This is a genomic window from Altererythrobacter sp. B11, assembly GCF_003569745.1.
Taxonomy (GTDB): domain Bacteria; phylum Pseudomonadota; class Alphaproteobacteria; order Sphingomonadales; family Sphingomonadaceae; genus Croceibacterium_C.
The window spans coordinates 2,213,408-2,236,125 of sequence record NZ_AP018498.1 but is presented as its reverse complement, the minus strand read 5'-3'; the positions used below and the strand labels follow the sequence as shown (position 1 = coordinate 2,236,125).

General features: G+C 67.4%; 19 protein-coding genes. 8 read left to right on the top strand and 11 right to left on the bottom strand.

Features of this window, described 5'->3' with window-relative positions:
* The first annotated feature begins 19 nt into the window (after nucleotides 1–19).
* Nucleotides 20–1,216, top strand: coding sequence for a thiolase family protein (locus tag AEB_RS10675; RefSeq protein ID WP_119083182.1), 1,197 nt, complete (start codon nucleotides 20–22; stop codon nucleotides 1,214–1,216).
* 96 nt (nucleotides 1,217–1,312) lie between these two features.
* A complete protein-coding gene (locus tag AEB_RS10670; protein WP_119083181.1) occupies nucleotides 1,313–1,702 on the top strand; it encodes a hypothetical protein in 390 nt (129 codons plus the stop codon).
* A 21-nt stretch (nucleotides 1,703–1,723) separates the two neighbouring features.
* On the opposite strand, the gene AEB_RS10665 is transcribed toward AEB_RS10670, so the two are convergent.
* The 7 genes from AEB_RS10665 to AEB_RS10635 form a co-directional block, all read right to left on the bottom strand.
* Nucleotides 1,724–2,188, bottom strand: coding sequence for an SH3 domain-containing protein (locus AEB_RS10665; protein WP_119083180.1), 465 nt, complete (start codon nucleotides 2,186–2,188; stop codon nucleotides 1,724–1,726).
* 124 nt (nucleotides 2,189–2,312) lie between these two features.
* Nucleotides 2,313–3,719, bottom strand: coding sequence for an NAD(P)H-dependent flavin oxidoreductase (locus AEB_RS10660; RefSeq protein ID WP_119083179.1), 1,407 nt, complete (start codon nucleotides 3,717–3,719; stop codon nucleotides 2,313–2,315).
* 36 nt (nucleotides 3,720–3,755) lie between these two features.
* On the bottom strand, nucleotides 3,756–4,478 hold the full coding sequence (locus tag AEB_RS10655; RefSeq protein ID WP_119083178.1) for a methyltransferase domain-containing protein: 723 nt from the start codon (nucleotides 4,476–4,478) through the stop codon (nucleotides 3,756–3,758).
* Between the two features lie 56 nt (nucleotides 4,479–4,534).
* Nucleotides 4,535–5,662, bottom strand: a complete 1,128-nt coding sequence (gene prfB, locus AEB_RS10650; RefSeq protein ID WP_119083177.1) for a peptide chain release factor 2 — start codon at nucleotides 5,660–5,662, stop codon at nucleotides 4,535–4,537.
* Between the two features lie 91 nt (nucleotides 5,663–5,753).
* On the bottom strand, nucleotides 5,754–6,299 hold the full coding sequence (locus tag AEB_RS10645; RefSeq protein WP_119084588.1) for a peroxiredoxin: 546 nt from the start codon (nucleotides 6,297–6,299) through the stop codon (nucleotides 5,754–5,756).
* A 73-nt stretch (nucleotides 6,300–6,372) separates the two neighbouring features.
* Nucleotides 6,373–8,889, bottom strand: a complete 2,517-nt coding sequence (locus AEB_RS10640; protein ID WP_119083176.1) for a penicillin-binding protein 1A — start codon at nucleotides 8,887–8,889, stop codon at nucleotides 6,373–6,375.
* A 102-nt stretch (nucleotides 8,890–8,991) separates the two neighbouring features.
* Nucleotides 8,992–9,861, bottom strand: a complete 870-nt coding sequence (locus AEB_RS10635; RefSeq protein WP_119083175.1) for an N-acetylmuramoyl-L-alanine amidase family protein — start codon at nucleotides 9,859–9,861, stop codon at nucleotides 8,992–8,994.
* Nucleotides 9,862–10,305: 444 nt separating this feature from the next.
* Here AEB_RS10635 and AEB_RS10630 point away from each other — a divergent pair, with 444 nt between their 5' ends.
* Nucleotides 10,306–13,077, top strand: a complete 2,772-nt coding sequence (locus AEB_RS10630) for an Rne/Rng family ribonuclease (protein WP_119083174.1) — start codon at nucleotides 10,306–10,308, stop codon at nucleotides 13,075–13,077.
* A gap of 72 nt (nucleotides 13,078–13,149) precedes the next feature.
* Here AEB_RS10630 and AEB_RS10625 read toward each other — a convergent pair whose 3' ends face one another.
* Nucleotides 13,150–13,899: a nucleotidyltransferase family protein gene (locus tag AEB_RS10625; RefSeq protein ID WP_119083173.1), complete on the bottom strand. Its 750-nt coding sequence runs from the start codon at nucleotides 13,897–13,899 to the stop codon at nucleotides 13,150–13,152.
* Nucleotides 13,899–15,218, bottom strand: a complete 1,320-nt coding sequence (locus AEB_RS10620; RefSeq protein ID WP_119083172.1) for a lipopolysaccharide biosynthesis protein — start codon at nucleotides 15,216–15,218, stop codon at nucleotides 13,899–13,901. The genes AEB_RS10625 and AEB_RS10620 overlap by 1 nt, the downstream gene beginning before the upstream one ends.
* 130 nt (nucleotides 15,219–15,348) lie before the next feature.
* Here AEB_RS10620 and AEB_RS10615 point away from each other — a divergent pair, with 130 nt between their 5' ends.
* Both AEB_RS10615 and AEB_RS10610 read left to right on the top strand, forming a co-directional pair.
* A complete protein-coding gene (locus AEB_RS10615) occupies nucleotides 15,349–16,500 on the top strand; it encodes a hypothetical protein (RefSeq protein ID WP_172593062.1) in 1,152 nt (383 codons plus the stop codon).
* A gap of 8 nt (nucleotides 16,501–16,508) precedes the next feature.
* Nucleotides 16,509–17,648: a glycosyltransferase family 4 protein gene (locus AEB_RS10610; RefSeq protein ID WP_119083170.1), complete on the top strand. Its 1,140-nt coding sequence runs from the start codon at nucleotides 16,509–16,511 to the stop codon at nucleotides 17,646–17,648.
* On the opposite strand, the gene AEB_RS10605 is transcribed toward AEB_RS10610, so the two are convergent.
* On the bottom strand, nucleotides 17,636–18,313 hold the full coding sequence (locus tag AEB_RS10605; RefSeq protein ID WP_119083169.1) for an HAD family hydrolase: 678 nt from the start codon (nucleotides 18,311–18,313) through the stop codon (nucleotides 17,636–17,638). The two genes, AEB_RS10610 and AEB_RS10605, sit on opposite strands and share 13 nt — an antisense overlap.
* A gap of 128 nt (nucleotides 18,314–18,441) precedes the next feature.
* Here AEB_RS10605 and AEB_RS10600 point away from each other — a divergent pair, with 128 nt between their 5' ends.
* Genes AEB_RS10600 through zapE form a run of 3 tightly spaced genes read left to right on the top strand, consistent with a single transcriptional unit; the run spans nucleotide 18,442 to nucleotide 20,793 of the window.
* On the top strand, nucleotides 18,442–19,224 hold the full coding sequence (locus AEB_RS10600; protein ID WP_119083168.1) for a succinate dehydrogenase iron-sulfur subunit: 783 nt from the start codon (nucleotides 18,442–18,444) through the stop codon (nucleotides 19,222–19,224).
* 28 nt (nucleotides 19,225–19,252) lie between these two features.
* Nucleotides 19,253–19,684, top strand: a complete 432-nt coding sequence (locus AEB_RS10595; protein ID WP_172593061.1) for a GFA family protein — start codon at nucleotides 19,253–19,255, stop codon at nucleotides 19,682–19,684.
* Nucleotides 19,684–20,793 carry a cell division protein ZapE gene (gene zapE / locus AEB_RS10590; RefSeq protein WP_119083166.1) on the top strand — a complete coding sequence of 370 codons (1,110 nt, stop codon included), beginning with the start codon at nucleotides 19,684–19,686 and terminating at the stop codon, nucleotides 20,791–20,793. Before AEB_RS10595 ends, zapE begins: the two co-directional genes overlap by 1 nt.
* Before the next feature lie 23 nt (nucleotides 20,794–20,816).
* On the opposite strand, the gene AEB_RS10585 is transcribed toward zapE, so the two are convergent.
* A complete protein-coding gene (locus tag AEB_RS10585; RefSeq protein WP_119083165.1) occupies nucleotides 20,817–22,715 on the bottom strand; it encodes an XrtA/PEP-CTERM system amidotransferase in 1,899 nt (632 codons plus the stop codon).
* Nucleotides 22,716–22,718: the final 3 nt, after the last annotated feature.

Genomic DNA, 22,718 nt, shown 5'->3' with positions numbered 1-22,718 from the left:
TGCTCAGGAGAGCCCGTCCATGCCGAATTTCAGCGACGCCGATCCCATCGTCATCCTCTCCTATGCGCGCACGCCCATGGGCAGCATGCAGGGCTCGCTGGCGGATGCCTCCGCAACCGATCTCGGCGCCACGGCGGTGAAGGCGGCGGTGGAGCGCGCGGGCGTGAGCGGCGAGGACGTGGATCGCATCTATATGGGCTGCGTGCTTCCGGCAGGTCTCGGCCAGGCGCCGGCGCGACAGGCGGCGATCAAGGCCGGCCTGCCGAAGTCCGTGGAGGCCACGACGGTGAACAAGGTCTGCGGCAGCGGCATGCAGACCGTGATCATGGGCGCGGAAGCGCTGGCCGCCGGCGCGGTGGACATGGTGATCGCGGGCGGCATGGAGAGCATGACCAACGCCCCCTACCTGCTCAAAAAGCACCGCTCGGGCGCACGGCTCGGCCATGACACGGCCTATGACCACATGTTCTTGGACGGGTTGGAAGATGCCTATGAGGCCGGCGCGGCGATGGGCTCCTTCGCCCAGACCATGGCCAATCAGTACCAGCTCACGCGCGAGGACATGGACGAATATGCCATCGAATCGCTCGCACGGGCGAACTCGGCCATTTCCGGCGGTGCCTTCGCGGAGGAGATCGCGCCGGTGACGATTGCCACCCGCAAGGGTGAGGTCACCGTCGATACGGACGAAGCGCCCTCGAAGGGCCGGCCGGAAAAGATTCCCCAGCTCAAGCCCGCCTTCGCCAAGGACGGCACGATCACGGCGGCGACGTCCTCCTCCATCTCCGACGGCGCGGCCGCGCTGGTGGTGACGCGCGAAAGCGTGGCGAAGGACAAGGGCCTTGCGCCTGTCGCTCGGATCGTGGGCATGGCGGCCCATGCGCAGGAGCCGAAGGAATTCACGATTGCGCCGGTGGGCGCGATCGAGAAGCTGCTGAAGAAGACCGGCTGGAGCGTGGACGAGATCGACCTGTTCGAAGTGAACGAGGCCTTCGCCTGCGTGGCCATGTTCGCCATGCGCGACATCGGCATCCCGCATGAGAAGATCAATGTGAACGGCGGCGGCACCGCGCTGGGGCACCCCATCGGTGCCAGCGGCACGCGCATCATCGTCACCCTGCTGGCGGCGCTGAAGGCGCGCGGCGGAAAGAAGGGCATTGCCAGCCTGTGCATCGGCGGCGGGGAAGCGACCGCCGTGGCGGTGGAAATCCTCTGATGCCCAAGCGGCGCGGGGCAAAGCCTCGCGCCGCCGCCCGGCGGTGTCAGCGCCAGCGTCGCCATGTTACCCTACCCCTCAACACGGAGAGGAACCATGAAGACACTCGCTCTTGCCGGAACCCTGGCCGGATCGCTCAGCCTGCTCGCCGCCTGTTCCGCACAGGAGCCCGCCGAGCAGGAAACCGATAATGCTCCGCTGGTGGAGGAGGCGCCGCCCAGCGCCATGGCCGGATCCTATGAGATTACGCTGGAGGATGGCCGCGCGCTGTCCCGCTTTTTGGCCGCGGACGGCACCTATATCGACAGCGTCGGCGGAGACATCATCGCCCAGGGCAGCTGGCAGGAGGAAGGCGACCGCCTGTGCCTGTCCGCCGGCACGGCCGAGGGCGAAACCTGCTACACCCTCACCAAGCCGGCAGCGGACGGGACTTTGACGATCACGTCGGAAAACGGCCAGACGCTCACCGCCGAAAAGACCGCCTGAAACCCCTGGCAGCGGGCGAGATTACGGCTCCCCGCCGCCCCAGATGCGGTCCTCGCGCACCCATCCCTTGCGGCCGTCCATATCGAGCCGGCACCAGCCTTGCTCGCACTCGCCGAGCCGGCCGACCACGCCCGGTTCGGCCCGCCACAGCACGGGCGATCCGGCAGCGGCATCCTTGTGGATTTCCGCCATGCCCTCGCCGATCACGATGGCCCCGCGTTCGGGGCTGAGCAGGCGGGCGACGATCCAGCCTTCCGCACCATCGGGGTCCTGCACGAGACGCCAGCCCTGGTTCAGGCGAATGACCTTCACCGGCAGCCCTTGCCGGCGATAGACCCAGGAGACGGGATAGTCGGAGCTGGGCCCAACGCGCATGTTCACCTCGCTCGCGCGCAAGGTCGCCCAATAGGGCGTCTCCCGTTCCTGCCCCATGGCGGGGGCGGACAGGCAGGCGAGCAGCAGAAGGGCGGCAAGAAAGCGGCGCATTTCCGCTCCTTAGCGCCGCGCGTGGATTCGCTTCAAGCGCGCCCCGCCCTGCTCGCACGAGTTTCCCAATCCGGCACTGCTCGGGGCCGCCGAACGGAGCGACGCCGCAGCACCGGATAGCGCCTCAATCCCCGGTCAGGATGCGATCGACCAGCTGCTTCACCGTGGGGGTGAAATTGTTGGAATAGAAGGGATCTTGCTTGAAACGATAGGCCGCATGGCCGGCGAACATCAGGTTCTGCTCCACATCGTCGCCATGGGCGATATCCTGCAGCGTCTTCTGGATGCAGAAGCTGCGCGGATCGGCCAGGCGGCCGGTGGTGTAATCATCGTGGTCCTTCCACGACGAGAAGCCGCAATGCGACAGGCAGCCCATGCAGGCGGCCTGATCTTCGCGGATCGTCTGGCGATCTTCCGGCGTCACGAACACCACCGTGTCGTCCGGCGTCTTCAGCGCATCGGAATAGCCCTGCGCCACCCAGGCACGGGCGCGGTCGCGGTCCTTGGGCGTGACCCAGAAGTTCTTGCCTTTCACGCCAACGTCGAGCTGCACCGTGTGCTCGCCCGCTTCGACACGCGAATAGGGAATCTGCCGCTCGCTGCGGCCTTCGAGATTGCGCAGGAAGGGATTGCGCACGGCCGAGCTGTAGAAGCCCGTGGGGCTGAAACGATGCAGCAGCACGTCACCGGGTTCCAGCGTGCGCAGCCGATCCTTCCAACCCTGCGGGATCGGGCTTTCATGCGTGAGCAGCGGCCGGGTGCCGAACTGGAAGGCAATCGCGCCCAGTTCGGGATTGTCGATCCAGTTGTTCCATTCGCGCAGGAACCACACCCCGCCCGCCATTACGATCGGCACCGATTCGGGAATGCCTTCCTTGCGCATCGTTTCGCGCAGCGCCTTCACCCGCGGATAGGGATCTTCCGGCTTGGTGGGGTCTTCCGCATTGGACAGGCCGTTGTGGCCGCCAGCCAGCCACGGATCTTCATAGACCACCGCCGCCATGAGATCGGCCACCTTGTGATAGGACCGTTTCCACAGCGCGCGGAAGGCGCGTGCGGAGCTGATGATCGGCAGATAGTTGACGTTGAAGCGCGCGGCGATCTCCGCCAGGCGATAGGGCATGCCGGCGCCGCAGGTCACCCCGGCCACCAGCCCGCGCGTGCGTTCGAGCACGCCTTCGAGCACGGCCTGCGCCCCGCCCATTTCCCACAGCACGTTGATGTTGATCGCACCGCGGCCGCCGGCAATATCGTAGGCGCGGTGGACCTGTTCCACTGCGCCGTCGATCGCATAGCGCACCAACTGCTCGTGCCGCTCCTTGCGCGTCAGCTGGTCATAGACCTGCGGGATGATCTTGCCTTCCGCATCATAGCTGTCGGCGTTCACCGCGCTCACCGTGCCGATGCCGCCGGCCGCCGCCCAGGCACCAGAGCTCGCATGATTGGTGGCCGATACGCCCTTGCCGCCTTCGATCAGCGGCCAGACTTCCCGCCCGCCATAGAGAATGGGCTTTAACCCTTTGAAATCCATCTAAATCCCCGCACCACACCGGTTACCCGGTGCATTTCAATTCTGGTCGCCCGGCTGGCTGCATGGTTCGATGTCCTGCGGCTCAGGCCGCAGGCCTTCAGCCACGAATTGCGCATAATAGCCTGCAAGTTCCGGCTTGCGAACAAATTCCTCCAGCCGGAAGCCGACATGGTCGAATTCGCAAAACAGCAGCTTGGGCTCCAGCCCATGTTGCGAAGGCGGCCCATCCACCTCCACCACGATCACCTTGCCACCTTCGCGCAGGGCGGAACGCATGTTCCACAGGAAGGCATAGGGTTCGGCGACCTCATGATACATATGCACCATGAAAATCCGGTCGAAGCTATTTTCCGGCAGCTTCGGATTGTCCACGGTGCCCAGTTGTACCGAAACATTGTCCAGCCGTTCGCGTTCCACGCGGTCGGCCAGCCGGCGGCGCACGCCCGGATCGATATCCTCGGCCAGCACGCGCCCGCGCGGCCCCACGCGATCGGCAAGCCGCACGGTATAATAGCCCTCGCCCGCGCCCAGATCGGCCAGCGTCATGCCGGGGCGGATGTCGGCAAGCTCCATCACCGTCTCGGCCTCGCGCCGGTCGTCACGCGCCTTTTCGGAACTGACGCTGCTGCCCGCCGGGGCCGACACACCGCGATAGGCACGCGGGAACTCGCGCGCGCTGGGCGGCCTGCCGTCGTCGGCGGCCGGCTGGCACGCCGCCAGGCAGGAGGCCAGCAGGACGGGGGCGATCAGGCGCTGCATGGGCTGCACATCTAGCGTCTCTTCACGCGGTCGGCAAAACCACCGCCGGGAAGACGCTATTCGACATCCTCCACTTCGACGGCTTCGCCCGTCACGCGCTGCGCGAGCGCGGCGGCGATGAAATCGTCGATCTTGCCATCCAGCACGTCGTCCGGGCTGGTGGAGGTGGTGCCGGTCCGCAGGTCCTTCACCAGCTGATAGGGCTGCAGCACATAGCTGCGAATCTGGTGCCCCCAGCCGATATCGCTCTTGGAGGCGTGCTCGGCGCTGGCGGCTTCCTCGCGCCGGCGCATCTCTTCCTCGAAGATGCGCGCCTTCAGCATGTTCATCGCGATTTCGCGGTTCTTGTGCTGGGATCGGTCGATCTGGCTGGCGACCACGATGCCGCTCGGCTGGTGCGTGATGCGCACCGCGGAATCGGTGGTGTTCACATGCTGGCCGCCCGCGCCCGAGGCGCGATAGGTATCGATCTTGAGGTCGGCCGGATTGATTTCGACCTCGAAATCGTCGTCGATCACCGGATACACCCATACCGAGCTGAAGCTGGTGTGGCGGCGGGCGGAACTGTCATAGGGGCTGATGCGCACCAGCCGGTGGACGCCGCTTTCCGTCTTGGCATAGCCATAGGCGTTCTCGCCCTTCAGCAGCAGCGTGGCCGATTTGATCCCGGCCTGGTCGCCCGCGTGATAATCGACCAGCTCGACCTTGTAGCCCTTGCGCTCGGCCCAGCGGGTGTACATCCGCTGGAGCATCTCCGCCCAGTCCTGGCTTTCGGTGCCGCCGGCGCCGGCGTGGATTTCCAGATAGGTGTCGAAGCCATCGGCCTCGCCGGCCAGCAGCGCCTGCACCTTGTCCTTATCCGCGCGATCGGCCAGCGCCTGCAGGGTGGCCAGGCCTTCCGCGATCGTTTCGTCGTCCCCCTCGGCCTCGCCGAGTTCGACGAATTCCACCGCGTCGTTCATCTCCTGCGTGATCGAACGCACGGTGCCGATAGCGGCGCTGAGGCGCTTCTGCTCCTGCATGATCGCCTGCGCCTGCTTGGGATTGTCCCACAGCGTCGGGTCTTCCACCCGCGCATTGAGTTCGTCCAGCCGGCGCAGCGCGCGGTCCCAGTCGAGCGACTTGCGCACAAGCGCCAACGCCGCTTCGATCCGGTCAATATTAGCCTGCCCTTCGGCACGCATGGCAAATCTCCTTGGGAGCGGCCCCTAGCGCAGGCCGCCGGAATGCGAAAGTGGTGGGGAGCGCCCGCCGAAGCGAGCGGGACGTCGGAAGCTAAGGCTTGCCGAGCGACTTCACCGCCGCAAGCGTGAGCTCCACATGCTTGCGCCAGTCGAGGTCGGAATGGACCATCACGACCTTGCCCGAAGGTGCGATGACGTAGGAGGTGCGGTCCGAGAGGCCCGTGTCCTTGCCGTCGCGCGCGAAGGCCACGTCATAGGATTTGATCGTCTGTGCGCTCGCCTGGGCAACCGGGAAGGCATCGCGGCATTCCTCGGTCGAGAACTTCTGCAGCGTCGGCAGGTCGTCGGCGGAAAGGCCCACCACTTGCGCGCCAGCGGCCTTGAACTGCGGCATGGCCTCCGCGAAGGCATGCGCTTCCAGCGTACAGCCCTGGGTAAACGCCTTGGGGAAGAAATAGAGCACCACCGGTCCCTGCTTCAGCGCCTTCTGCAGATCGAAGGAGAAGGTCTTCCCCGCAAGCGCGCCGCTGGTGACGATCTCCGGCGCCTTCGCGCCTTGCTTCAGCGCGGCGGAGCCGGGGACTGGGGCCAGCAGGGCGGCGGCGGCCGCGGCGATGAGGAACGGGCGCGTGGTCATGCGCGGATAATGAACCGCGCCGCGGGCAAAGTCCACCGGCAAGGGAAGGGTGCGCAAGGCGCCCTTCCCCAAATCAGTAGAGCCCGCCCTGCTCCTCCACGAAGTCCGACTGCTCGCCCTGGTTCCGGTTGGCGGCGGCGTTGGCGGCACGCGCTTCGCGCCGGCGCAGTTGCGCCAGGATCAGCTCGCGCAACTCGTCCACCTGATCGCGGCGGCGCAGGCGGCGGGGCTCCGTATCGGGCTTGAAGGCCTCCCAGATAACCGGCGCGCGCGCCTCTCCGCTCGGCCAGGCATCGAACACCCGGCGGCCGGTGCGGCGATCGATCCGCACCATCCGCACGCCCTCGGGTGCGAGGAACGGCCGCCCCGTCCACTTGTCACGCGTTTCCTTGATGAACTGCTTCACGATCGGCGCCGCGAGCGTGCCGCCCTGGGCATAGCCGCCCATGTTCCGCGGCCGGTCGAAGCCCATGTAGACGCCGGCCACCAGATCGGGCGATCCGCCCACGAACCACACATTCGTCGGCCCGTTGGTGGTGCCCGTCTTCCCCGCCAGCGGCAGGCCGAGGTCGTTGAGCACCACGGCCGTGCCCCGCTGGACGACGCCTTCCATCATGTGCACCACCTGATAGGCGGTCCGCGGATCGAGCACCTGCTTGCCCCGCTGGGCGAGGCGCGGCATCGGCTTGCCGTCCCAATTGTCCATGTTGCAGCCGGTGCATTCACGCTTGTCGGCGCGCCAGATCACCTTGCCGTTCCGGTCCTGCACATAGTCGATCACGGTCGGCTCGTGCTTGAGCCCGTGGTTGAACAGCGCGGAATAGGCGCCGACCATCCGCTCCACCGTGGTTTCGCCCGCGCCCAGCGCAAAGGCGGGATAGGGATCGTATGTGCCGATCCCCACCCGGTCGATCGTCTTGACCACATTGTTCATGCCGGCATCCATGGCGATGTGCACGGTCATGAGGTTACGGGACTGCTCGAGCCCCCAGCGCATGGTGTGAACACCGCCGCCGCCGCCGCTGAAATTGCGGAAACACTTTTCGCCCAGATTGGCGCCCTGGTAATAGCAATAGGTCTGGTCCGGCACCATGGTGGCGGGAGTCATCCCGTGGTCGAGGCCGGTGGCATAGACGAAGGGCTTGATCGTCGAACCCGGCTGGCGGAGCGCCTGCGTCGCCCGGTTGAAGCTGTCGATCCGCGGATCGAAGCCGCCCTGCATGGCAAGGATGCGGCCGGTGTTCGGATCTTCGGCCACGAAACCGCCGGACACTTCGGGCACGGTGCGCACGCGCCAGCCATTGCCGCTGGGCGAAGCGGCGATCACATCGCCCACCTTGAGCGCATCAGGCACGTTGGAAAGCGGCGCCTCCTTGCCGTCTGCAAAGCCGATCCGCGCGCCGCCGCCTGACACCTGCGTCACCACGCCGATGCGCCAGTTCTGATAATTGATGGAGAGATAGGAGCTGGCGAGCTGCTTCATGAGGTCGCCCTTGCCGGGGTCGATCGTCGCCACCGGCCCGCTCCACGCGCGATTGCCCTGATAGCGCAGCAGCCCTGCCCGCAGCGAATTCTGCGCCGCCGTCTGCATCTCCGGGTCGAGCGAGGTGCGCACCCACAGGCCGCCGGCATAGACGCTGTCAGGCCCGTCCTCGGCATTCTCGCCATAGCGCGAGATCAGCTCGCGGCGCACTTCCTCGAGGAAATAGCCCGCATCCACCGAGCGTTCTTCGCGCTGGCGGACGATGCCCAGCGGCGCTGCCTTGGCCGCTTCCGCCTCGGCCCGGGTGATGTGGCCGTTCTCCGCCATCTGATCGAGCACGAAGTTCCGCCGCGCCAGTGCCGCATCATAGTGCTGCGGGCGGCTGTAGGTTTCCGGCGCCTTGGGCAGGATCGCCAGATAGGCCATTTCCGGCAGGGTGAGATCACCCACATCCTTGTCGAAATAGGCGCGCGCGGCGGCCTGCACGCCGAAGCTGCGGCGCCCGAGGGGTATCTGGTTGAGATAGAGGGTGATGATTTCCCGCTTGCTCAGCACGCCTTCTATGCGGCGGGCCAGGATCATCTCCTTGAGCTTGCGGGTGACCGAATATTCATTGCCCACCAGGATGTTCTTCGCCACCTGCTGGGTAATGGTGGAACCGCCCACGGCGCGTTCGCCCGAGCCGATCTTGCTGACATAGTCGATCACCGCGCCGGCAAACCCGCCCAGGTCGATGCCGCCATGGGTCCAGAAGGTCTTATCCTCGGCCGAGGTATAGGCGTTGATCAGCTGGGTCGGCAGATCCTTGAACTGCAACTGCACGCGGCGTTCACGCGCATAGGAATGCACGATCTCGCCATCGATACCGCGCACCATGGTGGGCAGCGGCGGTTCGTAATCCAGCAGCGTCTCGGCATCGGGCAGGTTGCGCGCCAGCACGATCCAGCCCGCCAGGAAGGCGAGCAGACCCACCAGCACGGCGCTCGCAAGCCAGCGGAACCACCGCTTCTCGCGCCAGTTCTGCCGCAGCCAGGTGAAGGCGCCGGAGGCATCGCGGCGAATGCGGTAGCGGAAGCTCTCGCCGGCGGTCTGATCGGTATCGGCCATGTCGCGGCTGCCCTTAGCATGCGATTTCTGACTCGCGCCAGAACCAACGGCGCAGCTTCCCACGGCGCCGGAAATGGCTGGCCGCGGCGCCGCCCGCCCCCGTCAGGCGCCCGCCTTCCGGGCGAAATAGATGCGGATCGCGCGCGCCATCACCCGGGCAAAGCGCGCCTGCCCCTGCGGCGATGCGATCCGCGCCGCATCATCGGGATTGGTGACGAAGCCGGATTCGAACAGCACCGAGGGCACGTCCGGTGCCCGCAGCACGACCAGCGCCGCCGATCGCCGCGGCTGCGGATTGAACACCAGCGTGCCTTCCCCTTCCCGCAGGATCAGCGAGGCGAACTCGCTCGATTCTTGTTGCGTGCGCCGCTGGGAAAGTTCGATCAAGATCGCGCTCACATCCTCCGGCTGGTCGGCCAGGGATTGGCCGTTCACCATGTCGGCGCTGTTCTCCCGCGCGGCATAGCGGGCCGCCGCCTCGCTCGATGCGCGGGCGGACAGCGTGTAGACGCTGGCGCCGCTCACCGTATCGCGATCCCCCGCGGAATCGGCGTGGATCGACAGGAACAGGTCCGCCCCCAGCTGCCGCGCGATCTCCGCCCGCTCGTCCAGCACCAGGAAGCGATCGTCATCGCGGGTCATCGCCACGCGGATGCCGCCTTCGCGCACCAGTTCATCGCGCAAGGCGCGCGCGAGGCCGAGGACGATCGCCTTTTCCACGAAGCCGCCCCCGCTGGCGCCCGGATCGTGCCCGCCATGGCCCGCGTCGATCACCACCAGCGGGCGGGAGGGATCCCGCGGCCCGAAGATCTGCGGCAGCGCCACGGGCGCCCCCGGCTCCGGCAAGTCGATCCGGATGACATAGCCGCGCCCCAGGTGCGGCACCGGCAGCGAAAGGCCGAACGCCGCCAGCACGCCCAGCAGCAGGAAGGGCGCAAGGAACACCAGCACTATCTGCAGGCGGTAGAACATGCCGCGATCCGGTTAGCGATTGCCCCGCCATCGAACCAAGGGAAATTTACGCCGGCGCGCAATATGGTTGCCGACGCTTTCCCCGGATGCTAGCAAATCCGCGTCCGGCCCTTACATGGCCCGACATTCCCGGGCGGGCGCACCGCCGGCCCCGGACATGCCTACAGGTTGATGCCATAATGAGAAGCAAGAGCCATTCCGCCGAAACGCAGCCGTATGGCGGCGCTTGGGCGGCAAGTGCTCGCGCACATACGTCAAGGCTGCGCCTTTTCGTTACGGCAGACACATTTCGCCGCGTCGCCGGGCCATTTGCGCCGGGCGACCGCACATCATTCGATCGCGCTTCCGGCACCGGCCGGATCCGCGGCAGGATTTTTCACACAGATCGGCGCGCAACGGACCATGGCACTGCCATGCGGACCGCGCGCGCCCGGAGAATATTAAATGGCAACGCGCATGTTAATCGATGCGCGCCACCCGGAAGAAACGCGGGTGGCGGTGCTCAAGGGCAACCGGATCGAAGAGTTTGATTTCGAATCCGCCGATCACAAGCAGATCAAGGGTAACATCTACCTCGCCAAGGTTACCCGCGTAGAACCTTCGCTGCAGGCGGCCTTCGTCGATTTCGGCGGGAACCGGCACGGCTTCCTCGCCTTCAGCGAAATCCATCCCGATTATTACCAGATCCCGCAGTCCGACCGCGAGGCGCTGCTTGCTGAGGAGCAGGCCCATGCGGACGAGGAAGCCGCGCTGCGCGCTGCCGAGGATGACGAGGACGACGGCGACACGCTGGATTCCGACGGCGACGATTACGACGGAGAGCGCGAGCATTCCGGCGGCGTCGAGGAAATCGACACCAGCGAGAAGGATGATGTGGCCACGATCGAGGATGGCCATGTCGAGGATGACGAAGCCGGTGAAGACGGCGACGAATCCTCCGATGACGGTGATGAGGGCGAGAACGGCCGGGTCCGAGGCCGCCGCGGCCGCGGCCGCCGCCAGGGCCGTGGCGGAAGCCGCAACCGCGCCAAGGAAATGGACGAGCTGCGCGCCAAGCGCCAGGCGCTGCGCCGCCGCTACAAGATCCAGGATGTGATCCAGCGGCGCCAGGTGCTGCTGGTCCAGGTCGTGAAGGAAGAGCGCGGCAACAAGGGCGCCGCGCTGACGACCTATCTCAGCCTCGCCGGCCGCTATTGCGTGCTGATGCCCAATTCCAGCCATGGCGGCGGCATCAGCCGCAAGATCAGCTCCGCCGGGGACCGCAAGCGCCTGAAGCAGATCGTGGGCGAGCTCAGCCTGCCGCGCTCCATGGGCCTGATCGTCCGGACCGCCGGCCTGCAGCGCACCAAGACCGAGATCAAGCGCGACTTCGACTATCTCGCCCGCCTGTGGGACGAGATCCGCGAGCAGACGCTGGCCTCCAGCGCGCCGACGATGATCCATTCGGATTCCGACCTGGTGAAGCGCGCGATCCGCGACATCTACAATCGCGACATCGAAGAAGTGATCGTTGAGGGCGAGGAAGGCTACAAGTCCGCCCGCTCCTTCATGAAGCTGCTGATGCCCAGCCATGTGCGGCGGGTGAAGGCCTATTCCGATCCGGTGCCGCTGTTCCAGCGCTTCGGCGCGGAAGACCAGCTCTCGGCCATGTACGACCCCGTGGTGCAGCTCAAATCGGGTGGCTATCTGGTCATCAATCCCACCGAGGCGCTGGTGTCCATCGACATCAACTCGGGCCGCTCCACCAAGGAGCACGGGATCGAGCAGACCGCGCTCAACACCAATCTGGAAGCCGCGCGCGAGATCGCGCGCCAACTGCGCCTGCGCGACATGGCCGGGCTGGTGGTGATCGACTTCATCGACATGGAGCATGGCTCCAACGTGCGGAAGGTCGAGCGCGCGATGAAGGACGCGCTGAAGAACGACCGCGCGCGCATTCAGGTGGGTCGCATCTCCGGCTTCGGCCTGATGGAAATGAGCCGCCAGCGCCTGCGCACCGGTGTGCTGGAAGCGACCACCCGCGCCTGCCCGCATTGCGACGGCACGGGCCTTGTCCGCACCGCCTCCAGCGCCGGCCTTTCGGCTCTGCGCCTGATCGAGGACGAAGCGGCCAAGGGCAAGGGCACGACGATCAGCCTCTATGCCTCCACCGAGGCGGCGATCTATCTGCTCAACGCCAAGCGCGCCGATCTGTCCGAGATCGAGCAGCGCTATGGCGTCTCCGTGGAAGTGGTGCCCGAAGGCGAGGACGAAGGCGCGAAGATGCGCGTCACCAGTTCCGGCCCCCGCCCGGCCGAAGCTCCGAAATTCGCTCCGATCATCGATGAGGATGATGACAGCGACTATGAGGAGGAAGAGGACGAGGCAGCGGAAGCCGCCGAGGAATCCGAGTCCGCAGAGGATGACGAGCCGCGCAAGAAGCGCCGCCGTCGTCGCCGGGGCGGCCGCGGCCGCAACCGCCGCGATGGCGAGGAGCGCGATGGCGAGGACGATGAGTCCTCCGCCGAAGACGGTGACGACGAAGCTGAGGACGAAGGTGGCGCTCCGGCCGAAGCGACCGGCGCTGACGAGGGCGATACCCCGCGCAAGCGCCGCCGCCGTGGTGGCCGCCGCAGGCGTCGGCAGGACGACTCCGGTGAGGCCGGTGAAGCACAATCCGACGCACAGGCCGAGGGCGATGCCGATGTGGGCGAGCCCGATGCGGTGAGCGAGCAAGCGGAGCCGGAGGCGGAAGCGCCCGCGGAACCCGCAGTCGCCGAAGCCGCGGACGCCCCTGCCGAGGAAGAGCAGCCCAAGCGCAAGCCCCGCTCGCGCCGCAAAAAGGCTGAACCCGAAGCTGAAGCGGAAGCCGCTGCGCCCGCTGAAGAAGCGCCCGTGGTGGAAGAGGCAGTCGCCGAGAAGCCGAAGCGTCGCTCCCGCGCCAAGAAGGCGGAACCAGTCGTAACCGAGGACGCCGGCGAAGCCAGCGCCGCTCCGGAAGCGGCCGAGGAAGCAAAACCGGCCAAGCCCAAGCGCACGCGTCGCAAGAAGGCGGACGTCGAAGCCGAAGCGCAGCCCGAGCCAGAAGCGGCTGCGGAGGAACCCGCTCCCGCCGCTCCGACAGTGGAAGCGCAGCCGCAGGACGCGAGTGACCCGGAAGCTGCGAACGATGCCAATGGTGATGCCGAAGGCGGTTCGCCGCGGCGTGGCTGGTGGCAGCGCACCTTCGGCGCCTGATCGCGCCGCAATTGCTTGAAGTCAGAAAGGGGTCGGCACCGAAAGGGCCGGCCCTTTTTCTTTGCGCCGCAGCTATCCGCGCCGCGCCAGCAGGGCGGTGACGTCGGCCAGATCGCGCTCGCTATCCACGTCCACCGCCGCCAGCCCGTCGCTGGCCGGAACCAGCGCAATCTCCGCGCCGAAGCGGCGGCCCAGCCGGGCGAGCCCGTCCGCCAGCGACAGGCGGCCGAGGAGATAGGTCAGCAGGTTGCCGAGACCGAGACGGGCGACGATCTTCCACGGGCGCTTGCGATCCGCCTCCACCACGGCCCAGGTTTCGATCGCCTTGCGGGCGCGCGGCGTGCGGAGCAGGAAGAGATTGCAGCCGGACCAGTGTCCATCGGCAAAGCGCAGATAGGTGCGCCGGCTGCCCGGCATGGCGGCTTCGATCCGTGCGCGCTCCGCCAGCATCACGGCAAGGTCAGCCTCTCCGGGCGCCTTGTCGATCAGCTCACGTACCCATTCGGGCCGCAGCAGGGCGTGATCGGCGGTGGTGACGAGCAGCGGCGCGCCGGATTGGTCGAAAGCCGCCAGAACGCTGCCGCTCGGCCCGCTGCGAGGCGGCACGATCTCCGCCCCCAGCGCGCGGGCAAGATCCGCCACCGGCCCTTCGTCGCAGCATACGATCACCGGCGCGCACTCGGCCGCGCGCAACGCCTCGACCACGCGCGCCAGCATGGTCTGCCCCTCGATGACGATCAGCGCCTTATGCGCGGCACCCACGGCCTGTGCGAAGGGATCGCCACCGGGCCGCGTGCCGGCAAGGACCAGCGCCGCCACCATCAGGCCCGCTTTCGATCCCAGTGGAGCACGATCCAGACGATTACGCTCATGGCGAGATAGCCCGCCGCCATGCCCAGCGCCACGGCCCAACCGATGCCCACCGGCCCGGCAGACACGAAGGCGAAGATGCCGACCCCCAGCGTCAGCACGGCAATAACCCGCGCGATCAGCGGATAGGCCGCATGGCCAGTGGAATGCAGCACCGGCTCGTAAGAGACGCTGGCGAGTTCGAACGCCGCGCCGATCACCAGCGGCAGCAGGATCACCCCTCCCCGCGCATAGGCCTCGCCACCGATCAGCCCGAGCACGTCCCCCCCGAAGAACAGCGCCACCAGCGTCACGATCAGGCCGCCGATCCCGGCGATGCCGGTGATCTGCAGCACCAGGCGGCGGAAATCGCCCGCGTCATTGGAGATGCGCGCCAGGGTGATTTCGGGATAGATCGCCCGGCCGAGCAGCGCAGAGAGCTTGCCGAAGCCCTGCGCCAGCTGGTCCGCCAGGCGATAGATGCCCGCCGTGCTGGTGCCGAGGAAGTAGCCCACTGCCAGCAGCGGGCCCTGTTTGAACAGCGCATCGAGCGTGGAGCTGAGATAGGTGATGCCGAAGAAACGGGCTGCGCCGGGATTTTCCCGCAGCGCGGTGCGGATGCCGCCAATATGGCGGCGCGCCAGCGCATGCGGCGCAAGGCGCCAGGCGGCGATCCAGTACAACGCGGCGGCGAGCAAATCGATCGCCGCCCAGGCGAAGAGGAACCGCCCCACGCTTGCGCCCATCACCACGATCGCAATCGCCGCCAACACACGCCCGGCCGGCACGACGGCTTCGACATAGATCGACACATCGAACCGGTCGAGCACGCGCACGATGCCATTGGGCGTGGTCACCCGCGCCCACACCAGCGCGCAGTTGAAGGCAAAGGCCATGTGCACATAGGCGGGATTGAGGCCGAGCCGGTCGGCAAAGCCGAAATAGATCACATAGGCGGCCAGGCAGCCGAAGATCGCCCCCGCCGCCTCAAGCCCACCGCACAGCCAGGCCAGCCGGCCGAAGCGGCCCCAGTCCTGCTGGTGGATGGCCTGCGCGCCGAAGCGGACCATGGTCTGCCAGGTCTGGAAGCCGGCGATGGCCACCAGCGCCTGCCCGGTGCCGAAGATCAGCGAGAAGTGGCCGAAATCGCGGATGCCCAGCGATTGCGAGAGCAGCGCAAGATAGACGAGGCTGCAGATCGCGCCGAAGCCCTTGCCGCCTACCAGCCAGGCGATATTGCCAAGAATATTGGGCAAGCCCTTGCGCTTGCCGCTGGCCGGCGTGGATGACATGGCTTGGCCCTTTGGACGAGAGCGGGCGAAGGTTCAATGCCTGCAGCCACGAACATCCACCACCGGGCCGCTCCGGCAGGCCCGCTTCGGGGGCTTGCTTTGACGGGCCATTGCGCTAGCGCCACCGGGGATGGCGCGCGTCTGCTTCCTCTTCAATCATGACCAGTCGCACCAGATCGCGCATAGCCTGCCGATCGCGCTGGAGCTGGCGGCGCGCGGCACGCATGAGGTGGTGCTGGCCGCAGGCAGCGCCCCGCTGGCAGAGCGGCTGCGGCAGATGGCGGGCGCCGCGGGCGGGCGCGCGCGGATCGTCGAACTGGGGCTCACCCGCCCGCTTTCCCGCTTCGCCGCGGCATCGCTGCAAGGCCTGATCCCCGCGCGCAAGATCCTGCTCTATCGCGACAATCTGGATTTCTTCCGCGGCTTCCAGGCACTGGTGGTGACGGAGAAGACCTCGCTCCTGCTCAAGACCCGCTATGGCCTCGATAGCCCGCGCATCATCCACACCCGCCACGGCGCGGGGGATCGGGCGATCGGCTTCGGGCCAGAAAGCGCGCGCTTCGATCTGGTGCTGGTATCCGGCCCCAAGATCGCGCGGCGGCTGACGGCGGAGGCGGGGGTGGACCCGGCACGCATCCGCGTCACCGGCTATCCCAAGTTCGATCTCTATGGGGAGCATCGGATTGCCAGCCCCTTCCCCGATCCCACGCGGCCGACAGTGCTCTATGCCCCCCACCCCTCGCCGCGGCTTTCGAGCTATTACCGCATGGGGCCGGCGCTGCTGCGCGCCTTCGCGCAGTCGGATCGCTACAATCTCATCTTCGCGCCGCATGTGATGCTGTTCCAGCGGCGCTACACCGTCACCATCAGCCCGCCGGCCCTCAGCCGCGTTGCCCCCGTCGATCCGTGGGTGGCGCAATGCCCGCATATTCTGGTGGACCGGGGCAGCCCGGCCGCGACCGACATGAGCTATACCAATCTGGCGGATGTCTATTGCGGCGATGTGAGCAGCCAGGTCTATGAATTCCTGCTGCACCCGCGCCCGGTGCTCCACCTCGACGCGCATGGCTTCGACTGGCGCGACGATCCCTCCTTCGCGCATTGGCACGCCGGCCCGGTTGCCGGGCCGGAGGCCGATATTCTGGCGGAGGTTGACCGGGCAATCGCCACCCATGGCGACTATCTCCCCACCCAGCGCGCGCTGTTCGCCGACAGCTTTTCGGTGACCGATCAGCCTGCCTCGCGCCGCGCGGCGCAGGCGATCGACGAATTCGTGGCATAGGACCGGTAATGGATACAGGTAATCTTGCGGGCCGCCGCCTGTGGGTGATGGCCAAGGGCTACACCCCCGACGAAGGCGGGATGCAGACCTATGCGCGCGGCGTGGCGCATGCCTATGCCCAGGCGGGAGCGGAGGTGACCGTGTTCACCCAGACGAGCGCCGGCCCCCGGCGCGAGCGGGTCGGCCCGGTGCTGGTGGTGGATATCGGCGCGGGCAAGGGAGTGTCGGTGCCGCTGCGATTCCGCACGGCCATGCGTCAGGAGCTGCGCCGCGCAGGCCCCCCGCTGCTGGTGCATGGCACCACCTGGCGCACATCGGTGATGCCGCTGCTGCTGGGCCTGCCCTATTTCACCACCTTCCATGGTCGCGAGTTCATGTATGCGGGTGGCATTTCCCTGCGCCTGATGCGGCATGTCGCCCGCCGCGCCCGCCGGATCGTGGCGGTAAGCCATCACAGCGCCGGCCGGCTGGCGGCGCGACTGGGACCGGGCATGCCAGAGCCGATTGTGGCGTGGAACGGCACGTCGGGCACCAGTTCCCCCGCGTCCCCCCATCCGGCTGGAACCGAGCCATTCCTGCTCTCCCTGTGCCGGCTGGAACCGCGCAAGAACATCGCCGCCTGCCTCCGGGCCTGCGCGGCCATGCGCCGGGAAGGCCGCCGCTTCCGCTATGCCATCGCCGGGCGCGGGCCCGAGCTTGCCGCCCTGCGCGCGCTCGCGGCCGAGCTGGAGCTGGGCGAACAGGTGGAAATCCTCGGCTTCGTGACCGAGGAACATGCCGCGCAGCTCTATGCCCGCGCCGACATCTTCCTCCACCCGCAGGTCGAAGCCGACGGCGGGCGCGATTTCGAAGGCTTCGGCATTGCCATCGCGGATGCCATGCTGGCCGGCGCCGTGCCGGTGGTGGGCCGCGAGGGCGGCGCGATCGAGCTGATCGAGGAAGGGATTTCCGGCCACGCGGTGGACGGGCACGACCCGGATGCCTTGGCCGAGGTGCTCCGCGGGCTGCTTGATGAGCCCGCCCGCCGCCACCGCATGGCGGAAGCGGCAACGGCGCGGGCCGCCGACCTGTTTACCTGGGACCGCCACATCGCCACGATCCTGCGGGCGCTCGAAGCTCCGCAAGCGGCGCCGGCTCAGCCTTCCTGAGCGAAGCGGGCGACCCGCCACCCCCGCGCAGCGGCCATGCGCGCCGCGCCGGGGCCGGGGTCCACCAGCACCGCTTCGTCCACCCAATCGAACAGCGGCGCATCGCTGGCGCTGTCGGAATAGAAGCGCAGCGTGCAGGCCTCCCGCGCCAGCCCCCGCGCCGCGAGGAAGGCGGCGACACGGAGCGGCTTTTCGGGGCCATAGCAGTTTTCCCCGTCGATCCGGCAGGCGCCATGGGGATCGAGCGCATGATGCCGGGTGGCGAGAATGTCGGCGAATCCCAGCCGGCGGGCGATCGGCTCGGCATAGAAATGCATGGCAGCGGTCACCAGCACCAGTTCGCGGCCTTCGGCCCGGTCCTGCTCCATCGCGCGCGCGGCGCCCGGGGCGATCCAGCCGGGCACGACATGGTCGGCAAATGCCTCCCCCAGCGCCCGCAGCCGGGCCTCCGTCACGCGCCCGCCAAGGAACAGCCGCAGCCCGAAGCCTTTCAGCGCCCCGCGCGAACACAGCCCCACCTTGTACGCCGCCATCGCCAGCAGCCACACCGCCAGCAGCAACACCCGCCAAGGCGCGGCGCGGCGGGCGGCGAAGATCAGGAACGGGGTGAAGCTGGCACGGCGCAGCACCGTCTTGTCGAGATCATAGAGGGCGAAGGCGGTCATCTCCCCGCCCCCTTGCACCAAAGGCAGGCGGCCCGCCAACGGCAATCGCCGCGCATCACCGCAGCTTCCCTTGCCCTCCGCGTCCGAATGAGTAGATAGGCCGCAACAAAGCGAGGAATGCGCGCACCATGGCCACCTTCACCCTTCCGAAGAACAGCAAGATCAATGCGCCGGGCAAGCACCACAAGGCCGAAGGCGCCGCCCGGGTGCAGAAGTTCAAGATCTATCGCTGGGATCCGGACAGCGGGCAGAACCCGCGCTACGATACGTTCGAGATCGATCTGGACGATTGCGGCCCGATGGTCCTCGACGCGCTCATCAAGATCAAGAACGAGGTCGACCCGACACTGACCTTCCGCCGGTCCTGCCGCGAAGGGATCTGCGGATCCTGCGCGATGAACATGAACGGGAAGAACGGCCTCGCCTGCACCACGGCGATGCAGGACCTGAAGGGCGAAATCCGCGTCACCCCGCTGCCGCATATGGAAGTGGTGAAGGATCTGGTGCCCGACTTCACGCATTTCTATGCGCAATATGCCTCCATTCGTCCGTGGCTGCAGACCGTCTCCACCACGCCCAGCGGCAAGGAACGGCTGCAGAGCCCCGAACAGCGCGAACAGCTGGACGGACTGTATGAGTGCATCCTGTGCGCCTGCTGCTCCACCGCCTGCCCCAGCTATTGGTGGAATTCCGACAAGTTCCTCGGCCCGGCGATCCTGCTGCAGGCTTATCGCTGGCTGGCGGACAGCCGCGACGAGATGACTGGCGAGCGGCTGGATGCGCTGGAAGATCCCTTCCGCCTCTATCGCTGCCACACCATCATGAACTGCGCGAATGTGTGCCCCAAGGGCCTCAGCCCGGCCAAGGCAATCGCGGAGATCAAGAAGATGCAGGCGGAACGCCAGATTTGAACGGCCGGATTTGAACGGAGAACAGCGGATGGGCGGACTGGTTGAAGGGCAGACGGCGGCGGGTGGCTGCCTGTGCGGGGCCCTGCGTTATCAACTGGCCGGCCCGAGCCTCTTCGTTTCCCAATGCTGCTGCAAGGATTGCCAGAAGGCGACGGGCACCGGCCATACCACTATCATCGGCGTGCATCGCAGCCAGCTGACGATGGAAGGGACGCCCGCCACCTACACCAACAGCGGTGACACGGGCGGCAGCGTGACGCGGCATTTCTGCGGCACTTGTGGTGGCCGCCTCTATACCTCGGGCGATCTGCCGGGCGAGTTTATCATGATCCAGGCCGGATCGCTGGATGATCCCGATCTGATCGCGCCGGAAAGCGTGATCTACACCAAGGATGCGGTCACTTGGGACCGCTTCGACCCTGCCCTGCCGCAATATGAGGCGATGCAGCCGCGCAATTGATGGCAGGGCTGCTTTCGCGTTTCGAAGAGCTGGTCGCCGCGGGGGAATTGCAGCCCGACGCGGATCAGCGGCGCGCGGCCGAGCGGCTGGACCGGCTGCAATCCGAACTTGAGAAGCAGCGCGGCGGAGGCTTGCTGGCGCGGCTGTTCGCCCGCCCTGCGCCCGTGCGCGGCGTCTATATGTGGGGCGGCGTGGGGCGCGGCAAGTCCATGCTGATGGACCTGTTCCACGAAACGCTGGCCATCACGGGGAAGCGCCGCGTGCATTTCCATGCCTTCATGCAGGAGGTCCACGCGCGGCTGCGCGAGGCGCGCAAGTCCGAAAGCGGCGATCCGATCCCCCCCGTTGCCGCCGCCATCGCGCAGGACCTGCGCTGCCTCGCTTTTGACGAGATGGTGGTGAACAATTCCGCCGACGCCATGATCATGAGCCGGCTGTTCCGCGCGCTGATCTGCGATGAAGGCGTGACGCTCGTCACCACCAGCAACCGCCCGCCGGCAGATCTCTACAAGGACGGGCTCAATCGCGAGCATTTCCTGCCGTTCATCAGCCTGATCGAGCGGCAGCTCGACGTGGTGCCGCTGAACGGCCCGACCGATTACCGGCTGGACCGGATCGCGGGGCTGGAAACCTGGCATGTGCCCAATGGCGCCGCCGCCACCGAGGCGCTGCGCGAGGTGTTCTTCCGCCTGACCGACTATCCGGTGGAGGATGCCGCGCATGTTCCTGCCGCCGATCTCGACCTGGGCGGGGGGCGCATGCTGCATGTGCCCAAGAGCCTGAAGGGCGTGGCGGTGTTCAGCTTCAAGCGGCTCTGCGGGGAGCCGCGCGGCACGCCGGACTATCTGGCGCTGGCGCGCGCCTATCACACGGTAATCATCGTCGGCATTCCGGTGATGGGGCCGGATATGCGCAACGAAGCCGCCCGCTTCGTGACGCTGGTGGACGCGCTCTATGAATGCAAGGTCAAGCTGTTCGCCGCCGCCGATGCGCAGCCGGATGCGCTCTATCGCGCGGGCGATGGTTCGTTCGAGTTCGAACGGACGGTGAGCCGGCTGATGGAGATGCGCAGCGCCGACTACATGGCGCAGGGCCACTGCAGCAGCTAAGCCCGCTCCGCCGGCGGCGCTGCTCAGCCGGTGATGCCGAGGCGGACGAGCGAGCGATCGAGCATCAGCAGCTGCCAGAGGATACGGGAATTGTCGAACCGGCCGGAGATGTGCTGCTCCGCCAGACGGCTGACCGCGATCGTATCGAACCATCCGGTGCGCGCCAGCGCCGCACTGGCGGCAATGCCGCGCGCCTGCCCGGCCAGCGGGCCGCGCAGCCAGTCCGCAATCGGCGTGACGAAGCCCTGCTTAGGGCGGAACAGTATGTCGTCGGGCAGATAGCGGCGCATGGCCTGCTTCAGCAGATATTTGCCCTGCCCGCCCTGCACGCGCATCCGCTCGGGCAAAGCGGCGGCGAAGCTGACGAGGCGGTGGTCGAGCAGTGGTTCGCGCGCTTCCAGGCCCACCGCCATGCTGGTGCGGTCCACCTTGGTCAGGATGTCGCCGGGCAGCCAGAAGGTGAGATCGGCATATTGCGCCCGGTCCAGCCCTGATCGGGCTGGGGCGCTGCGCATCGTCTCCATGAAGGGCTGCTCCGCGCGATAGCCGCCGATCCGCCGCGCGAAATCGCGCGAATAGAGCGCCGCGCGCCGCTCCGGCCCGGCCACGGCGAGGCTGCGGGCATAGGCATGCTCCGCATCCTCGGCGAGCGCGAGCAGGGTCGCCTTGGCGCGCAGCGGGCGCGGCGCCCAGTCCGCCTTCGGGTAGAGCTGGCCAAGCGGCCCCAGTACGTGCCGGCGTAGCGGCGCGGGCAGCAGTGCGCGCACCCGCTCCTCATGCGCGAAGAACACCTGCCGGCGATAGCCCGCCATCGCCTCGTCCGCGCCGTCGCCCGACAGCGCCACCGTCACCTTCTCCCGGGCCAGCTGGCACACCCGCCAAGTCGGCAGGGCGGAGGCATCGGCGAAGGGTTCGTCGAACAGGGCCGCCAGCGTGTCGATCTGGCCGAACTGGTCGGCGCTGACTCGCCGCGCCTCATGGCTGGTGCCGAACAGCTCGGCCACGCGCGCGGCGTGGGATGTTTCGTCGGCGGAAGCGACGTCGAAGCCGATCGAGCAGGTGCGCACGGGCTCCCGGCTCGCCTCCGCCATCAGCGCCACCACGCTGGAAGAATCAACTCCGCCCGAAAGAAAGGCGCCGAGCGGCACATCCGCGACCATGCGGCTGGTCACCGCCTCGCGCATGTGGTGCAGCAGTTCTGCCTCCAGATCGCGCGGCTTGCCCCGGTGGCGCTCGGCGAAGGACAGCTGCCACCATCGTTGCGGCGCGGCGGGCGGCGCATCGTGGCGCAGCAGGCGGAAATGGCCGGCGGGGAGCTTCTCCACCCCCTTCAGGATGCTGCGATGATCGGGGACATAGCCCCAGGCGAGATAATCCTCGATCGCCAGCGGATCCGCCTCCCGCCGCAGCAGCGGGTGCGCGAGCAGGCCCTTGAGCTCGGACGCGAAAGCCAGGCTGCCATCGCTGAGATGCGCCATGAACAGCGGCTTCACGCCGAAGCGGTCGCGCGCCAGGAACAGGCTGCGCGTGCGGCAATCATAGAGGGCGAAGGCGAACATGCCGTTCAGCCGTTCGAGGCAGTCCACGCCCCACCGCTGCCAGGCGGCGAGGATCACTTCCGTATCGCCGTCCGTGCGGAACTGCGCCCCGTCCCGCTCCAGCTCCCGCCGGAGCTCGCGGTAATTGTAGATCTCGCCGTTGAAGACGATCACCGCCCCGCCATCGGCGGCATGCATCGGCTGGGGCGAACCGGCGAGGTCGATGATCGACAGGCGCCGATGGCCCAGCCCCACGCCCGGCGCGGTCCATACGCCCGATCCGTCCGGCCCGCGATGCGCCAGCACATCGCACATCCGCTCGACCCGCAGCGGATCGACGGGCTTCGCCGTGCCGCAATGGAAAATGCCGGCAATTCCGCACATGGC

Bases quoted from the DNA above. Each gene is read 5' to 3' on its own strand.
- AEB_RS10645 (WP_119084588.1), bottom strand. From the start codon at position 6,299: ATGACCACGCGCCCGTTCCTCATCGCCGCGGCCGCCGCCGCCCTGCTG.
- AEB_RS10620 (WP_119083172.1), bottom strand. From the start codon at position 15,218: ATGTCATCCACGCCGGCCAGCGGCAAGCGCAAGGGCTTGCCCAATATT.
- AEB_RS10675 (WP_119083182.1), top strand. From the start codon at position 20: ATGCCGAATTTCAGCGACGCCGATCCCATCGTCATCCTCTCCTATGCG.
- AEB_RS10625 (WP_119083173.1), bottom strand. From the start codon at position 13,899: ATGGTGGCGGCGCTGGTCCTTGCCGGCACGCGGCCCGGTGGCGATCCC.
- AEB_RS10655 (WP_119083178.1), bottom strand. From the start codon at position 4,478: ATGCAGCGCCTGATCGCCCCCGTCCTGCTGGCCTCCTGCCTGGCGGCG.
- AEB_RS10635 (WP_119083175.1), bottom strand. From the start codon at position 9,861: ATGTTCTACCGCCTGCAGATAGTGCTGGTGTTCCTTGCGCCCTTCCTG.
- AEB_RS10660 (WP_119083179.1), bottom strand. From the start codon at position 3,719: ATGGATTTCAAAGGGTTAAAGCCCATTCTCTATGGCGGGCGGGAAGTC.
- AEB_RS10615 (WP_172593062.1), top strand. From the start codon at position 15,349: ATGGCGCGCGTCTGCTTCCTCTTCAATCATGACCAGTCGCACCAGATC.
- AEB_RS10600 (WP_119083168.1), top strand. From the start codon at position 18,442: ATGGCCACCTTCACCCTTCCGAAGAACAGCAAGATCAATGCGCCGGGC.
- AEB_RS10670 (WP_119083181.1), top strand. From the start codon at position 1,313: ATGAAGACACTCGCTCTTGCCGGAACCCTGGCCGGATCGCTCAGCCTG.
- AEB_RS10630 (WP_119083174.1), top strand. From the start codon at position 10,306: ATGGCAACGCGCATGTTAATCGATGCGCGCCACCCGGAAGAAACGCGG.
- AEB_RS10585 (WP_119083165.1), bottom strand. From the start codon at position 22,715: ATGTGCGGAATTGCCGGCATTTTCCATTGCGGCACGGCGAAGCCCGTC.
- zapE (WP_119083166.1), top strand. From the start codon at position 19,684: ATGGCAGGGCTGCTTTCGCGTTTCGAAGAGCTGGTCGCCGCGGGGGAA.
- AEB_RS10665 (WP_119083180.1), bottom strand. From the start codon at position 2,188: ATGCGCCGCTTTCTTGCCGCCCTTCTGCTGCTCGCCTGCCTGTCCGCC.
- AEB_RS10605 (WP_119083169.1), bottom strand. From the start codon at position 18,313: ATGACCGCCTTCGCCCTCTATGATCTCGACAAGACGGTGCTGCGCCGT.
- AEB_RS10595 (WP_172593061.1), top strand. From the start codon at position 19,253: ATGGGCGGACTGGTTGAAGGGCAGACGGCGGCGGGTGGCTGCCTGTGC.
- AEB_RS10640 (WP_119083176.1), bottom strand. From the start codon at position 8,889: ATGGCCGATACCGATCAGACCGCCGGCGAGAGCTTCCGCTACCGCATT.
- prfB (WP_119083177.1), bottom strand. From the start codon at position 5,662: ATGCGTGCCGAAGGGCAGGCTAATATTGACCGGATCGAAGCGGCGTTG.
- AEB_RS10610 (WP_119083170.1), top strand. From the start codon at position 16,509: ATGGATACAGGTAATCTTGCGGGCCGCCGCCTGTGGGTGATGGCCAAG.